At 73.6% G+C, this 14,389-nt stretch carries 14 protein-coding genes and 1 pseudogene; 7 read left to right on the forward strand and 8 right to left on the reverse strand.

Annotation, left to right across the window (positions count from 1 at the left end; genetic code table 11):
• Positions 1 to 80 precede the first annotated feature (80 nt).
• Both ACTWPV_RS33630 and ACTWPV_RS33635 read right to left on the reverse strand, forming a co-directional pair.
• The gene (locus ACTWPV_RS33630; RefSeq protein ID WP_443154840.1) at positions 81 to 854 is read right to left on the reverse strand and encodes an enoyl-CoA hydratase/isomerase family protein; all 774 of its coding nucleotides are present in this window, start codon (positions 852 to 854) and stop codon (positions 81 to 83) included.
• 83 nt (positions 855 to 937) lie between these two features.
• On the reverse strand, positions 938 to 1,594 hold the full coding sequence (locus ACTWPV_RS33635) for an endonuclease (protein WP_443154841.1): 657 nt from the start codon (positions 1,592 to 1,594) through the stop codon (positions 938 to 940).
• 126 nt (positions 1,595 to 1,720) lie between these two features.
• On the opposite strand from ACTWPV_RS33635, the gene ACTWPV_RS33640 reads away from it, so the two are divergent.
• Together ACTWPV_RS33640 and ACTWPV_RS33645 are read left to right on the forward strand one after the other, a co-directional pair.
• Positions 1,721 to 2,005, forward strand: coding sequence for a HesB/YadR/YfhF-family protein (locus tag ACTWPV_RS33640; RefSeq protein ID WP_132595371.1), 285 nt, complete (start codon positions 1,721 to 1,723; stop codon positions 2,003 to 2,005).
• A 71-nt stretch (positions 2,006 to 2,076) separates the two neighbouring features.
• The gene (locus ACTWPV_RS33645) at positions 2,077 to 4,092 is read left to right on the forward strand and encodes a CehA/McbA family metallohydrolase (protein WP_443154842.1); all 2,016 of its coding nucleotides are present in this window, start codon (positions 2,077 to 2,079) and stop codon (positions 4,090 to 4,092) included.
• Here ACTWPV_RS33645 and ACTWPV_RS33650 read toward each other — a convergent pair.
• The gene (locus tag ACTWPV_RS33650) at positions 4,071 to 4,226 is read right to left on the reverse strand and encodes an alcohol dehydrogenase catalytic domain-containing protein (protein WP_443154892.1); all 156 of its coding nucleotides are present in this window, start codon (positions 4,224 to 4,226) and stop codon (positions 4,071 to 4,073) included. The genes ACTWPV_RS33645 and ACTWPV_RS33650 overlap by 22 nt on opposite strands.
• Positions 4,227 to 4,306: 80 nt before the next feature.
• Between ACTWPV_RS33650 and ACTWPV_RS33655 the strand changes: the two genes are divergently transcribed.
• Positions 4,307 to 4,957, forward strand: a complete 651-nt coding sequence (locus tag ACTWPV_RS33655; RefSeq protein WP_443154843.1) for a TetR/AcrR family transcriptional regulator — start codon at positions 4,307 to 4,309, stop codon at positions 4,955 to 4,957.
• Between the two features lie 22 nt (positions 4,958 to 4,979).
• Here ACTWPV_RS33655 and ACTWPV_RS33660 read toward each other — a convergent pair whose 3' ends face one another.
• The 4 genes and pseudogenes from ACTWPV_RS33660 to ACTWPV_RS33675 form a co-directional block, all read right to left on the reverse strand.
• Positions 4,980 to 6,092 carry a 2-hydroxy-3-oxopropionate reductase gene (locus tag ACTWPV_RS33660; protein ID WP_443154893.1) on the reverse strand — a complete coding sequence of 371 codons (1,113 nt, stop codon included), beginning with the start codon at positions 6,090 to 6,092 and terminating at the stop codon, positions 4,980 to 4,982.
• A 123-nt stretch (positions 6,093 to 6,215) separates the two neighbouring features.
• Positions 6,216 to 6,794, reverse strand: a pseudogene (locus tag ACTWPV_RS33665) (TIM barrel protein); the annotation flags it as partial.
• 8 nt (positions 6,795 to 6,802) lie between these two features.
• Positions 6,803 to 7,489, reverse strand: a complete 687-nt coding sequence (locus tag ACTWPV_RS33670; RefSeq protein WP_443154844.1) for a GntR family transcriptional regulator — start codon at positions 7,487 to 7,489, stop codon at positions 6,803 to 6,805.
• 39 nt (positions 7,490 to 7,528) lie between these two features.
• Positions 7,529 to 7,927: an NAD(P)-dependent oxidoreductase gene (locus ACTWPV_RS33675; protein WP_443154845.1), complete on the reverse strand. Its 399-nt coding sequence runs from the start codon at positions 7,925 to 7,927 to the stop codon at positions 7,529 to 7,531.
• 53 nt (positions 7,928 to 7,980) lie between these two features.
• Between ACTWPV_RS33675 and ACTWPV_RS33680 the strand changes: the two genes are divergently transcribed.
• The 3 genes from ACTWPV_RS33680 (at position 7,981) to ACTWPV_RS33690 (ending at position 12,567) form a co-directional block, all read left to right on the forward strand.
• Positions 7,981 to 8,952 (forward strand): zinc-binding dehydrogenase, encoded by a 972-nt coding sequence (locus tag ACTWPV_RS33680; RefSeq protein ID WP_443154846.1) that lies wholly within the window; start codon positions 7,981 to 7,983, stop codon positions 8,950 to 8,952.
• A gap of 101 nt (positions 8,953 to 9,053) precedes the next feature.
• Positions 9,054 to 10,775, forward strand: coding sequence for an ABC transporter transmembrane domain-containing protein (locus ACTWPV_RS33685; RefSeq protein WP_443154847.1), 1,722 nt, complete (start codon positions 9,054 to 9,056; stop codon positions 10,773 to 10,775).
• A gap of 4 nt (positions 10,776 to 10,779) precedes the next feature.
• Entirely contained in the window at positions 10,780 to 12,567 is a 1,788-nt protein-coding gene (locus ACTWPV_RS33690) for an ABC transporter ATP-binding protein (protein WP_443154848.1), read from the forward strand.
• Positions 12,568 to 12,576: 9 nt separating this feature from the next.
• On the opposite strand, the gene ACTWPV_RS33695 is transcribed toward ACTWPV_RS33690, so the two are convergent.
• Positions 12,577 to 13,071 (reverse strand): helix-turn-helix domain-containing protein, encoded by a 495-nt coding sequence (locus tag ACTWPV_RS33695; RefSeq protein ID WP_443154849.1) that lies wholly within the window; start codon positions 13,069 to 13,071, stop codon positions 12,577 to 12,579.
• Between the two features lie 65 nt (positions 13,072 to 13,136).
• On the opposite strand from ACTWPV_RS33695, the gene ACTWPV_RS33700 reads away from it, so the two are divergent.
• Positions 13,137 to 14,360 (forward strand): MFS transporter, encoded by a 1,224-nt coding sequence (locus ACTWPV_RS33700; protein ID WP_443154850.1) that lies wholly within the window; start codon positions 13,137 to 13,139, stop codon positions 14,358 to 14,360.
• Positions 14,361 to 14,389: the final 29 nt, after the last annotated feature.

Genomic DNA, 14,389 nt, shown 5'->3' on the forward strand with positions numbered 1-14,389 from the left:
CGGACGGACGAAGCTACCGAGGGGTTATCAGAGTCCCCCGAAAGCTCCGTCCAGTTTGCGGTGACATGTCCAGAAGAGCGCTATTGCCCGGTGAATTTGGGCTTGGACTTCTCGGCGAACGCGCGCATGCCGATCTTGGCGTCGTCGGTGGCGAAGAGCCCGGAGAACTGCAGCCGCTCGATCTCGAGGCCGGTGTCGAGGTCGACCTCCAACCCTTGGTCAACGGCCTGCTTGGCGGCGCGGAGCGCGATCGTGGGACCGCCCACGAAGGTGGCGGCCCATTCGAGGGCGGCGGTGTAGACCTGTTCGTCCGGGACCACCCGGTCGACCAGGCCCATCACGAGGGCCTCGGAGGCGGGCACGTGGCGGCCCGTGAAGATCAGATCTTTCGCCCGGGCCGGGCCGACCAGGCGGGGCAGGCGCTGGGTGCCGCCCGCGCCGGGGATGATGCCGAGCAGGATCTCGGGCTGCCCCAGCTTGGCCGACTCTCCCGCGACCCGGAAGTCGGCGCAGAGGGCGAGCTCGCAGCCGCCGCCCAGGGCGTAGCCGGTGATGGCGGCGATGACCGGCTTGCCGATGCGGGTGACCGCGGTGAAGCAGTCCTGAAGCGTACGGGAATGGGTGGACATGTCGGCATAGGACATGTCGGCCATCTCTTTGATGTCCGCGCCCGCCGCGAAGACCTTCTCGCCTCCGTAGATGATCACCGCCTGCACCTGCGGGTCGGCGTCGACGAGGCCGGCGGCCTCGTCGATCTCCTGCTGGACTTGGCCGTTGAGGGCGTTCATCTTCGGACGGTCAAGACGGATCGTGGCGATCTGGTCGGCCACCTCGACGCTCACAAACTCACCCATACGTCGAACCTAACAGAGCAGATCGTCAGCGGGCCGCCGCCGTCCCGCACGCCCCCGTCAGCACTCACCGTCAGGCCGCGCCGTCAGCGGGCCGCGGCGGACTTCACCTCCTCGGCGGTCCGTTTGCTGCGGGACACCCGTACGAGGGCGGCGGACAGGCGGGCCAGTTCGTCGCCGGAGCGGGCCAGCCGGGCCAGCGAGCGCTCCTGGCGGGGCAGGCCGACGTTGGCCGCGCCGTCCAGCACCTTCTTGTCCAGGTGCGGTGCGACCTGGGGCCAGACGGCCTGGACCTCGCGCAGGAAGATGTCCGCGCCGGTCGGCCCGATGCCGGGGAACTCCATCAGCAGCCCGGCGGGGCTGCGCGGATCGCCGCCCGCCTCGTCGCGCAGGCGGCGCAGATCGCCCTTCCACCGGTCGAGGAGCAGTTCGGCCCCCCGGCCCAGCATGGTGGCGGTGCGCTCGTCGTAGCGGCGGTAGTGGCCGCGGCCCAGCGCGTCCACCCGGTCCTGCCAGGTCGCCTCCCGCATGGCCTTCGGGGTGGCGTACCCGGCCGCGAACAGCTCCCGGGCGGCCGCCACCGCCACGTCCGCCGAGATCCGCGCGCTGAGCAGGGTGGCCAGGACGAGCAGCTGGTAGAGCGGTTTCGGCTGGTCGGCCAGCTTGATCCCGGCCTCGTTCGCGAACGTGCGACCGTACCGGTCGAGCAGCACGTCCATGACGGCTTTGTCGGTCTTGGTCATGAGTGTCCCGCTACCCGCGACCCCTACGGGCATGCCGGGCCACCGGGTTCGCGGCGGAGGCCGGCCCGGGTTTGGGGCAAGGGCCGGAGGGGAGGCGAAGGTTTCCCGAGCGAAAAGGAGTCTGTTGTGCTGACACTGACAGACAACGCCGTTGAAGCCATCCGCGACCTCATGGTCGGGGAGGACGTGCCCGCCGACGCCGGGCTGCGCATCGCCCCGAAGACCGACGAGGCGGGAACACTCGAAGTCACCCTGGTGAGCACGCCGTACGCGGGCGACCAGGTCGTGGAGAAGGGAGACGTACGCGTCTTCGTGTCGGAGGACGCGGCGCCGATCCTGGACGACAAGGCGCTGGACGCCCAGCAGAGCGTTCCGGGGCAGCCGACGTTCAGCCTCGGTCGGCGCGCCTGACCGTGCATCGCAGGGGACGTGGCGGCCGATTCATGTCACGATGACGACGCGTCCGATTCAGGGGGTGTCCGATGAGTGACGATCCGCTGCTCCCCCAACCGGTGGCTCGCGCGCTGGCCGGCTACCGCGCGCTGCGTGACGCGCACGGTGTCTGCTGGGGCGAGCCGCCTCTCACATACGTCGTCCAGGCCTGGACCACCGTCTTCCTCGACAACCGGTACGACTTCTGGGGCGCCGGGCTGCGCCAGCTCGCCGAACGCCATCCCGAGGTCCCCCAGGATCAGCTCGAAGACCTCCTCGGCGGGGTCGACGCCGACCGGGTGGTGCGCGACGCGCTCGGCGGCGACGTGGTGGACAATCTCGCCGCGCTGCGGCTCGCCCCCGAAGGCGTCACGCTCGAAGCGGTCACGCAGGTCGTGCTGGACGACCAGCCGTTCCGCACGTCGCTGCTCCTCGACTCCAGCAGGGACGAGCCCGTCACCGTCGTGGTGGACGGCACCGCGTACGAGGTGCCGCCACGCGGCGCCAGGGTGGTCGCGGCCGGCGGGTCCGTCACCGCCGACGGCCGGCCGGTGGATCTGGCCCCGCTGTGCCGCAGGGCGGCGCCGGCCGCGGTCAGGGTGCGGGCGGGGTTTCCGTGCCGGTGGAGCGTGACGGGCGCGAACGGCCAGGGCTGGTATCCCGAGGGCGCTCCCCGCAAGGTCGACGCCCTGCGCAGACCGTACTTCCATGGCGACGATCTCGTGCTCGCGGTGCCCGCCGAGCCGCTCACGGTGGCGGTGGCCAGGGGGATGGAGTACTCGTCGGCCGAGATCGTGATCGCGCCGGAGGCGGGCGCGGAGACGCTCGTCGAGCTGCCCCCCGAGCGGCTCTACGACGCCGCAGCCCGCGGCTGGTACGGCGGCGACCTGCACGTGCACCTCAACTGGATGGGCGAGGAGCCCGCCGCGCCCGAGCTGGCCGCGGCCGCGCAGCACGGCGAGGACCTGCACGTGCTCAACCTCGTGGCGGGCAACGTGGCCAGCGAGCGGGTCTACGACCTGGAGGCGCTGGCGCACTGGGCGGGCGAGGACCTGCCGTGGTCGGACGACAGGCATCTGGCCAGGATCGGCGTCGAATACCGCAGCGACCTGGTCGGGCATCTCACCGCGTTCGGTCTCCGGGAGCCGCCCCAGCGCTGTCACGCGGGCTTCCAGGGCACGGCCGACCGGCCGCCCAACGCCGTGGCGTGCGAGGAACTGCGGACGCTGGGCGGCGTGATCGGGTACGGGCATCCGTTCCACACGGCGTTCGGCGAGGACGATCCGCCCGGCGTGGTGCTCGGCCGCGGGCGCAACTGCTCGGCCAGGGAGATCGTCGCGGACGCGGCGCTGGGCCTGGTCGACGCCCTGGACGTGCTCAACCACTCCTCGATCACCGGCACCGCGGCCGTCTACCGGCGGCTCATCGGCGCGGGCAACAGGATCGCGGTCACGGCCGGAACGGACGCGGTGTTGTCGTTCTGCCGCCGCGGGACCGCGTCGAGCCCGCCCGGATGGGAGCGGGTGTACGCCAACGTCGCCGGCCCGCTGACCGCCGAGTCGTACGCGGAGGCGATCCTGCTCGGCCGCACGTTCGCCACCACCGGGCCGTGGCTGGAGCTCTCCGTCAACGGGCACGGGCCTGGCGACACGCTGGACCTGGCGCCAGGGCAGCGGGCGGAGATCGTGCTCACCTCGGTCGGTCCCGAGGTCGAGCGGCTGGAGATCCGCACCGCCGAGGGCGTGCTGGCGCAGGGCCCGCCGGGGCGGCTGACCGCGACGCTGGTCGCGGACGAGCCGACGTACGTGGTCGCCGTCGCCACCGGCCCGCCGCATCCGCGCACCCTGCACCGGAGCGGCGTCCACGCGCACACCAGCCCGGTGTACGTGAACGTCGCGGGCTCTCCCGTGGCCAGGGAGGCGGACGTGCGGTGGTGCCTGGCGTGGCTGGACCGGCTGGAGGAGCTGGTGCGCGAGTCCGGCACGTTCGAGACCGAGGAGCAGCTCGGCGAGCACCTGGAGGTGTACGAGCGGGCCAGGAAGGTCTACCGCGGGAGGCTGGCCTGAGCGTCCGGCATAGAGACGACGTACTTGCCCGCCGCGAAGGAGGTCACGCCGGGGCCGAGCCCGGTGACGGTGCCCGTGAAGTCGGTGCCGGGGACGTAGGCGAAGCGGAACCCGAACCTTATAAGTGAAGAGATTTTCTCCGCTTTCCAGACGTTATGCTGCTGTGGAGAGCCACGTCAAGCGATCTCCAGCACACGAGAGGCGGCCAGCCGATATGCGCGCGCCGGGCCAACTGAGAGCGGACGCACAACGCAACCGGGAGCTGATCATCGACACGGCCAGGGAGGTGTTCGCCGAGCAGGGCACCGGCGCCACGATGGACGAGGTCGCGCGGCTCGCCGGCGTGGGGGCGGGCACGCTCTACCGGCACTTCCCCGACCGCGACAGCCTCATCCACGCCGTGCTGGCCGACGCCCTCGAACGCATGATCGCGCTCGCGCAGAAGGCGCGCGAGGAGGAGACATGGGCGTGGGACGCGCTCAGTCGGTTCGTACGCGGCTGCGCCGAACTGCGGCTCGACCTGCTCATCTCCGTGGCGGGGGCGCAGGTGCACCGCGTGGCGGGCACGCCCGAGATCAACGAGGGCCGCGGCCGCCTGCTGGAGGTCCTCGACCAGATCGTGAGCGCCGCCCACGACGAGGGGGCGCTGCGCACCGACGTCGGTACGGGCGACGTCATGGGGGTCGTCGGGCTGCTCGTCCGCGGGCTGCCCACCCTGCCCGCCGCCCTGGGCGGCGAACTGCGGGAGCGCGCGGTGCGGCTGGCGCTCGCCGGCATGCGCGCCCACCCGGCGCCCTCCCCGCCCGAGGAGCCGCTGACGTCCGAAGAGCTGATCCGGCGCTTCACCGCCGAACGCGAAAGCTGAGCCACGCCGGCAGCCCGTGGCCCTACAGGTCGCCGGAGAGGCGTTCGACGCCCCGGAGCAGCGCGGAGTGGTCGAGCGTTCCGTCGCCCGACGCGTTGGCAGCGGCCACGAGCTGGGCGACCAGCGCGCCGAGCGGCAGCACCACCCCGGCCTCGCGGGCCGCCGACGTGACGATCCCCATGTCCTTGTGGTGCAGGGCGATGCGGAAGCCGGGCTCGAACGCGTGGTCCAGCATGTTGCCGCGCTTCTGGGCCAGCACCGCCGAGCCCGCGAGGCCGCCGCCCAGCACGTCCAGCGCCGCCTCCAGATCAACTCCGTACGCCTTCAGGAACACGACCGCCTCGGCCAGCGCCTCGATGTTCGCGGCGACGATGAGCTGGTTCGCCGCCTTGACCGTCTGTCCCGCGCCGCTCGGGCCGACGTGCACGACGGTCCTGCCGACCGCGTCGAAGATCGGCCCGGCCGCCGCGAAGGCGTCGCTCTCGCCGCCCACCATGATCGACAGGGCTGCGTTCCTGGCGCCCGCCTCGCCTCCGGAGACGGGGGCGTCGAGATAGCGCAGGCCGCGGGCGGCCGCCTCTCCGGCCAGCTCGCGGGTGACGTCGGGCCGGATCGAGGAGAAGTCGATGACCAGCGTGCCGGGCGCGGCGTGCGCGAACACGCCGTCATCCCCGGTCAGCACGGCCTGCACGTCGGGAGAGTCGGGCACCATGAGGGCGACCACGTCGGCCCCCGTCACGGCGTCGGCGATCGAGGCGGCCGCGCGCCCGCCCGCCTCGGTCAGGGCCTTGGCCTTCTCGGGCGAGCGGTTGTAGCCGGCCACGGTGTGCCCGGCCCTGACCAGGTGCACGGCCATGGGGCTGCCCATGATGCCGAGGCCGATGAAGGCGATGGTGCTCACGTCGTTCCTCTCCCGTCGGTTGCTCTCGCGCCGATCCCTGCCGCGCGGGTCTCGCGCGGGTTCCTGTCGCGCGGGTCTCGCGCGGGTTCCTGTCGCGCGGGTCTCGCGCGGGTTCCTGTCGCGCGGGTCTCTATCGCGCCGGTCCCCCGGGGGCGGCGGCTCGCTCCTGGCGGGGGAGCCAGTCAAAGGCGCCGGGCCCGTCGGAGCGGTATTCCAGGCCGATATATCCGTCATATCCGGCTGCGTACACGTCAGAGATCCACCGCCGGAGCGGCAGCGCACCCTCACCCGGCGCCCCCTGCCGGGGGCGTCGGCGATCTGCACGTGGGCGATGCGCGCGGCGTGCCGCTCGATGACGGCGGGCACGTCGTCGCCGTTGACGGCCAGGTGGTAGAAGTCGGCCAGCAACCCCACGCCGGGCACGTCACCGAGCCGGTCGAGCACGGCCACCGCGTCGGCGGCCGTCAGCAGGGGATAGCGCGGCGCGCCGCTGACCGGCTCGACCAGCACGGTGCCGTCGACGCCGCGCGCGCAGGCCGCCAGCATCTCCACGGCCAGGTCGTCCTGCTCCTTCGCGTCGATCCCTTCGACGCGGTTGCCGTAGAGGGCGTTGAAGGCCCGGCAGCCGAGCCGCTCGCCGATGGCCGCCACCACGGGGATGTTGTCGAGCAGCTCGCGGGAGCGCTCCGGCCACGACACGAGGCCGCGGTCCCCTGCCACCATGTCGCCGGCGAAGAAGTTGAGCCCGGTCAGGTGCACGCCCGCGTCCTCGACGGCGCGTACGAACGTGTCCACGTCACGGTCGGCGGGCACGGCCTGCGGCCACGGCCACCAGAACTCCACCGCCGTGAACCCGTCGGCGGCCGCCGCGGCCGGGCGGTCGAGCAGGGGCAGGCCGGTGTAGAGGATCGAGCAGTTGACGGTCCATCTGGTCACATGAGCTCCTACGCGGTGGCCTCTTCCGGCCGCTCGCGGCGCAACTGGCCGAGCAGGCGGCCCTGGGCCTGGTCGAGATGGTGGGCGAGGCGCTGCTGGGCCCGCTCGGGGTCGCCGTCGCCGATCGCCTTGAGGATGTCGTCGTGCTCGTGCACCACGTTCGTCGGGTGCGTGGTCCTGTGAGCCTGGAACTGGCCCATCGTCAGGTGCACCTCGCCGAGGATCACCTCGTGCATGCGCGACAGCCGCCGGCTGCCCACGGCCGCGACCAGCGCGGAGTGGAACGCGATGTCGGCCTCCACCTGGCTGGCGAAGGCCATGTCGCCGGCCGCCGCCTTCATCGCCGCCTGCGCGCGGGCGGCGGCCTGCGGCACGGTGGCGGTGCGGGCGAGCGCCGCGACCGCCGCGCGCTCGACGGTCTCGCGGCTGAAGTAGAGGTCGCGAATGTCGTCCTCGTCGAGCTTGGGGACGACCGCGGTCTTGTGGGTGGTGCGGCGCAGCAGCCCGAGCGCGGTGAGCCGCTCCAGGCAGGCTTTCGCGGTGGGCCGTGCGACGCTGTATTCGCCGGCGACGCGGGTCTCGGTGAGCTTCTCCCCCGGCGCGATCTCGCCGTTGACGATGCGCTTGCGCACGGACTCGTAAAGCGCTTCCGTCAGAGACGACGGTCCGAGAGAAAAGCTGGCCTGGCCGTCCAAAGGACCCTTCCCGACAATCGCCGAACGCGAGCAGAATCGTCAGACAAGTACACTAGCCCTCAATACCCGGCCGCCTTGTCGACGACGTTGCGCAGCGGCTCGCCACGGGCGAACCTGCCGACGTTGTCCAGCATGATCGATGCCGCCGCGCGAGACGCAGACGAAGCACGCCGTACGCTTCATCGCGGCGAACGCGGCCCGGTCGAACCGCCCCGGGGTGGCCGCCGTGAGCGGCGCGGTGACCACCACGAAGTCGCACGCGGCCAGGAACCGGAGGAAGTCGTCCTGGCCGAACAGCTCGTCCATGCCCGGCGCGGGCACGCCGGCCCTGCGGCGCAGGCCCAGCACCCGCATGTGGAACGCCTTCGCCTTGGCCGCCAGACCGAGCCCCGCGTTGCCCAGCCCGTAGAGCCCGACGTCACGGTTGACATCAAGCAAAGTTGAGGTCGCACCCTCGGAGGGTCGAACGCACAACCTCCAAGGAGCCCCTCATGCACGCCGTCGTCCTGCACGCCTTCGGCCCGGCCGGCAATTTCCGCTACGAGACCGTCCCCGACCCCGAGCCGGGCCCCGGCCAGGTGCGCATCGCCGTCAAGGCGGCGGGCCTGCACCTGGTGGAGACCATGATGCGCTCGGGCATGGCCAGTGATTCGCTGCCGCCGCTGCCGGAGCTCCCCTCCGTCTTCGGGGGCGAGGTGTCCGGGCGGGTCGACGCCGTGGGCCCTGAGGTGGACCCCGCCTGGATCGGGCGCGACGTCGTGACCTCCGCCGGGCAGCCCGGCGGCTACGCCGAGCTGGCCGTCGCGGACGTGGCGTCGGTGCACCGGCTGCCCCGCGAGCTGGGACACGAGACGGCCGTGATCGTCACCGGGTGCACGGCGCTGCAGTTCCTCGACGTGGCCAGGCTGACCTCCGACGACGTCGTGCTGGTGACCTCGGCGGCCGGCGGGATCGGCCGCCTGGTCGTCCAGTACGCCCACGCCCTCGGCGCCACCGTCATCGGCGCGGCGGGCGGCCCCGCCAAGGTGGCTGCCGTGCGCGAGCTCGGCGCGGACCTCTCCGTCGACTACGACGAGCCCGGTTGGGAACGGCAGGTGGCCGAGCGGCTGGGTGGCCGAACGGTCACCGCCCTGCTCGACGGGGTCGGCGGCGACAAGGCGCGGGCCGCGTTCGGGCTGCTGTCCGACGGCGGGCGGCACGTCACCATCGGCAACGCCTCCCAGCAGGACTTCCGGCCGGACCCCGAGACGCTCAAGGAGCGGGATCTCACGGTGACCAACGCCCTGCTGGTCCTGCTCGGCAGTCCGGAGCAGCGGCCGGCGTACGAGGCCCGCGCGCTGGCGGCGGCCGCCGAGGGCACTCTGACGCCGGCCGTGCAGACGTTCCCGCTGGCGCGGGCCGCCGCCGCGCACGCCGCGCTGGAGAGCCGGGCGACGACGGGCAAGGTCGTCCTCATCCCCTGAGCGGCCACGCGGCCGTCCCCCGAGCGGTCACGCGGGATTCTCCGTACGCCCGCCGCGAACCCGCCGGACAGGCCGAGGGGACCGGCACATAAGGTCCAGCCATGACCTCGGCCACCATGGACCCCGGCACTCCCGACAGCCGGAGTGCCGGACGCTATCTCTGGTGGCTGGTCACCAGCCAGCGCGGCAGGGTCGTGGCCGGGGCCCTGCTCGGCACCGGCTGGACGGTCTGCCTGACGCTCGCCCCCTACCTGCTGTCCCGCGCCATCGACGACGGGCTGACGCCGGGGCACTGGCCCGCGCTGGCCGGCTGGGCGGCGGCGTTACTGGGCTACGGGGTGCTGACCGCGTGGCTGGCCATCATGCGGCACCGGACGATGACCCGGGTGCGGATGGACGCCGCGTTCCGTTCCGTACAGGTGCTGGCCCTGCAGGCGACGCGCCTGGGTGCGGCGCTGCCGCGCCAGGTCACGGCCGGGGAGGTGGTCACGATCGGGTTCACCGACGTCGCCATGATGTCCGAGGCGCTGACCGTCACCGGCCCCGGCGTCGGCGCGGTCCTCGCCTACGTCGTCGTGGCCGGGCTGCTGCTGTCGGTCTCGCCGCTGCTCGCCGCGGTCGTCCTGCTGGGCGTGCCGCTGCTGGTCGTCGTGCTCGGCCCGCTGCTGGGGCGGCTGCGGGGCGCCGAGACCGGCTACCGTTCGCGGCAGGGGGCGCTCGCCGCCCGGTTCGGGGACATCGCCGCGGGGTTGCGGGTCCTCAACGGCGTCGGCGGCAAGGACGTGTACGCCGAGCGCTACCGTCGCGGCTCCCAGGAGCTGAGGGAGCAGGGTTACCGGGTCGGCGCGGTGACGAGCTGGATCCAGGCTCTCGGGGTGGGCCTGCCCACCCTGTTCCTCGGCGCGGTGACCTGGCTGGCGGCCCGGATGGCCGCGCGGGGCGACATCACCGCGGGCGAGCTGGTGGCGGTCTACGGGTACGCCGCGGTGCTGGTGGTGCCCGTGTCGTCGTTCATCGAGGGCGGCTACGGCCTCAGCCGCGGCCTGGTGGCCGCCCGCAGGGTCGTGCGGTTCCTGGGCTTGGAACCCGCCGCCGGGGTCATCGACGACCCGGTGGACCCGCCCGCCCCCATGTCGGTGCTGCGCGATCCGGTCTCAGGCGTGGAGATCGCGCCGGGACGACTGACCGCCCTGGTCAGCGCCCGCCCGGCGGAGGCGGCGGCGGTGCTCGACCGGTTGGGCGGGTTCGCCGGTCCCGCCGCGACCTGGGGCGGGATCCGGCTGAGCGACATCGACCCGGCGCGGCTCCGGGAGCGGATCCTGGTGGCCGACAACGAGGCCGACCTGTTCGCGGGCACGTTGCGCGACATCGTCGCGGGCAGGCTCGACCCCGACGACGACGCCATCGGCCTCGCCGTCCACGCGGCCATGGCGGACGACATCGTCCGCGGCCTGCCCGGCGGGCTGGACGCGCGCGTCGACGCGCAGGGCCGCAACCTGTCGGGAGGCCAGCGCCAGCGCGTACGCCTGGCCAGGGCCCTGCTGGCCGACCCCGAGATCCTCCTCGCGGCCGAGCCGACCTCGGCCGTGGACGCGCACACCGAGGCGACGATCGCGGCCCGGCTGCGCGCGACGCGGGCGGGCCGCACCACGGTCGTCACCACCACGTCGCCCCTCGTGCTGGCCCATGCCGACACCGTCCACTACCTGGCGGGCGGCTCCGTCGTGGCGACCGGCGGGCACGGCGACCTCCTGGGCTGGCAGCCCGGCTACCGCGCCCTGGTGGCCCGTGATGACGACGGCAGCAGGAAGGCGGCCCGATGAGCCGATGCGCGGGGAGCGAGCGCGGCAGAAGGGCGGCCCGATGACGAGCGGCGCCCTGCCGGTGGCTGACTCCGCCCGGCTGCGCAGGGCGGCGTTCCGGCTCGTCCGGCTGGACCGGCGCGCGTTCTGCGCCATGGTCGTCCTCAACGCGCTGGCCTCCGCCGCGGGACTGGCCGGCCCGTGGCTGCTCGGCCGCATCATCGACGAGGTGCGGGACGGCGCAGGGGTCGCCACCGTGGACCGGCTGGCGCTCGCGCTCCTCGGGTTCGCGCTGGCACAGTTCCTGCTGGTCCGCTACGCCGGCCACATCGGGCACCGCTTCGGCGAGCGCATGCTGGCGCGCATCCGCGAGGAGTTCACCGGCCGCGTGCTCGCGCTGCCGGTGGGGGTGGTCGAGCGCGCCGGGGCGGGCGACCTGACCACCCGCGGCACCGCCGACGTCGCGGCGGTGGGCACCATGCTGCGCGGCGCGGGCCCCGACGTGCTGATCGCGAGCGTGCAGGCGGTGTTCGTGCTGGGCGCGGTCGTCGTCCTCGACCCGCTGCTGGGCGGGTGCGGCGTGCTCGGGCTGGCGGGCATCTGGTTCGCCGCCCGGTGGTACCTGCGCCGGGCGGTGCCGGCCTACCTCGCCGAAGGGGCCGCCAACTCGGAGCTCGCCGAGCAGCTCGCGGCCACCACCGCGGGCGCCCGTACGGTCGAGGCCCTCGGGCTGGGGCGGCGCCGCCTCGAGACCTGCCAGGAGGCGATCGAGCGGTGCCGGATCACCCGCACCCGGACGTTGTTCCTGCGCAGCGTGCTCTTCCCCATCGTGGACGTCTCCCACGCCATCCCGGTGGTCGCCGTCCTGCTCGCGGGCGGCGTGCTGCTCGCGCAGGGCGCCGTGACCCTGGGCACGGTGGTCGCCGCCGCACTCTACCTGCGCCAGCTCTCCCAGCCGCTCGACGTCATCCTGCTCACCATGGAACGCCTCCAGAGCGGCGCCGCCTCCTTCGCCCGGGTGGAGGGCGCCGGCCTGGCCCTCCGGGCGGACCAGGACGCCGCCGCCCCCGAGCCGGTCGACGACCGGCTGCAGGTGTCCGGTGTGCACTATGCCTACGACGGTGGCCCCGACGTCCTGCACGGGGTGGACCTGACGGTGCAGCCAGGCGAGCGGCTGGCCGTCGTCGGGCCGTCCGGCGCGGGCAAGACCACCCTGGGCAGGCTGCTGGCGGGCATGGACGTCCCGAGCGCCGGCTCCGTGACCGTCGGGCGGGTGCCGGTCGCCGGGCTCGACCCCGCCCGGCTGCGCGAGCGGGTCATGCTCGTCACCCAGGAGCATCACGTGTTCCTCGGCACCGTACGCGACAATCTGCTGATCGCCGCGCCCGAGGCCACCGACGACGCGTTGCGCGCCGCCCTGGCCGCCGTCGGGGCGGGCTGGATCGACGAGCTTCCCGACGGACTGGACACCGAGCCGGGCCCGGAGGGCGAGCGGCTGGACGGCGCGCAGGCCCAGCAGCTGGCCCTGGCCCGCGTGGTGCTGGCCGACCCGCACACGCTGATCCTCGACGAGGCCACCGCCCTGCTGGACCCGCGCACCGCGCGGCACACCGAACGCGCGCTGGCCGCCGTGCTCGCCGGGCGCACTGTCATCGCGATCGCCCACCGCCTCCAGACCGCCCACGACGCCGACCGGGTGGCCGTGCTGCGGGACGGCAGGCTCACCGAGCTCGGCACGCACGACGAGCTCGTGGCGGCGGGCGGCGCGTACGCCGCGCTCTGGCGCTCCTGGCACGGCGGGCACCCGGAGTGAGCGCCGCGGTCATGAGGCCGGGTGGGCGAGGATCAGCACGATCGCGTCGAGCAGCCGCTGCCAGTCGCCTTGGTGCAGGTCCCGGTCGAGCGGTCCGGCGACGGCGGCGAGCGCGCCGACCAGCGTGGCCCGCACCACCCGGTCCTCCTCACCCAGCAGCGCGGCCAGGGATCCGGCCTCGCGCCGAAACCTCCTGGTCCGCGCGAACTCCACGAGCGACGGTGGCGGGGCAACCTCCTCCGAAGCCGAGCCCGCGCCCCGGCTCGTGCCCTGGCCCGTGCCCGAAACCGTGCTCGGGTCGGCGAAGGTGAGCACCAGCCGGGTGCCGAGGGCCTCGGCGAGCCGGTCGAGGGCGGAGAGGGTGGGGTTGCCCCTGCCGTTCTCCAGGTTGGCCACGTAGGGCACCGACAGCGCGGCGTCGGTGGCCACCGACGCGACGGTCCTGCCGAGTGCCGCCCGGCGGCTGCGCAACCGCCGGCCCAGATCCGCATGATCCACGCTCATATCTTGACAGAATACTCGATTGCTCGTTTCTCTTTTGTGAGAATACAAGCGATCGGGGGAAGACCATGGTGCAGGCCCTTCGGGTGCGGGACTTCCGGCTGCTGTGGGCGGCCCGGGCGGTGGCAGGACTCGGGACGAGCATGCTGGTCGTCGCGGTTCCCGCCCACGTCTTCGCCGTCACCGGGTCGGTGCTGGCGACGGGCGTCACCCTGGCCTTCGAGTACCTGCCCTCGCTACTGCTGGGGCCGTTCGCCGGGGTGCTGGCCGACCGGTGGGACCGCCGCCGCCTGATGGTGGCGACCGACCTCGTGCACGTCCTGGCGATCAGCGTGATGCTGCTCGCCAGGACACCCGAGACGATCTGGCTCGTCTACGTGGCCGTGCTCGGGCAGGGCAGCGCCGCCGTGCTCTTCCGCCCCGCGGGCCAGGCCCACATTCCCTCCGTGGTGGGCACCGGACCTGCCCTCACCAGCGCCAACGCCCTCAGCGCCGTCACCACCGGCGTGGTCGCGCTTGGCGGCCCGCCGCTCGGCGGGCTGCTGTTCGCCTTCAACGGCATCGGCGCGGTCGTCGCGGCCAGCGCCGCCGCCGGGCTGCTGTCGGCGGCGACCATCGCCATGACCTCGCCCCGGCCCCGCGACCCCGGCGCGACCTCCCGCGGCGTGCTCGCAGGCATCGGCCAGGGGCTGCGGCACGTGCGGCAGGCCGCGACGACCCGGGGCCTGCTGGCGACGAACAGCCTCTACCTGCTGGCCAACGCGGCGCTCACCGCCCTCCTCGTGCCGTTCGGCGTGACGCGGCTCGGCGGCAGCGTGGAGGTCGGCTACCTGCTGTCCGCTCTGGGGCTCGGCTTCCTGCTCGGCGCTCCCGTCAGCCGCAGGCTCGCCGACCGCCACTCCGCCAGGACGACCGTCGCCGCCGGCCAGGCGCTCGTCGCGGCCGCGTTCGCGCTGCTGTTCAACAGCACCGCGCTGCCTCTCGTGCTGGTCGCCGCCGTGCTGCTCGGGCTGCCGGCGGTGACCGTACTGGTGTCCGTGCAGTCGTGGGTTCAGCGGACGACGCCCGGAGAGCTGCTCGGCCGGGTCAGCTCGGCGTTCCTCACCATGGAGGCCGCCGCGACGATGCTCGGCGCCTTCGCGGGGCCCGCCGTGAGCGAGCTGTTCGGCATGACGGCCGCGCTCAACGCCGCCTGCGCGGTCGCGCTGCTGTCGGCCCCGCTCACGCTCTGGCTGGTCCCCCGCCGGTCCGCGGCCTCCCGTCCCCCCGCGGAGTGCGAGGCCGGGCACTGACGCACAGCCGGGTTCTCCGCCCGCCAGAC

The sequence above is a fragment of the Nonomuraea sp. KM88 genome (assembly GCF_052245635.1).
GTDB lineage: Bacteria > Actinomycetota > Actinomycetes > Streptosporangiales > Streptosporangiaceae > Nonomuraea.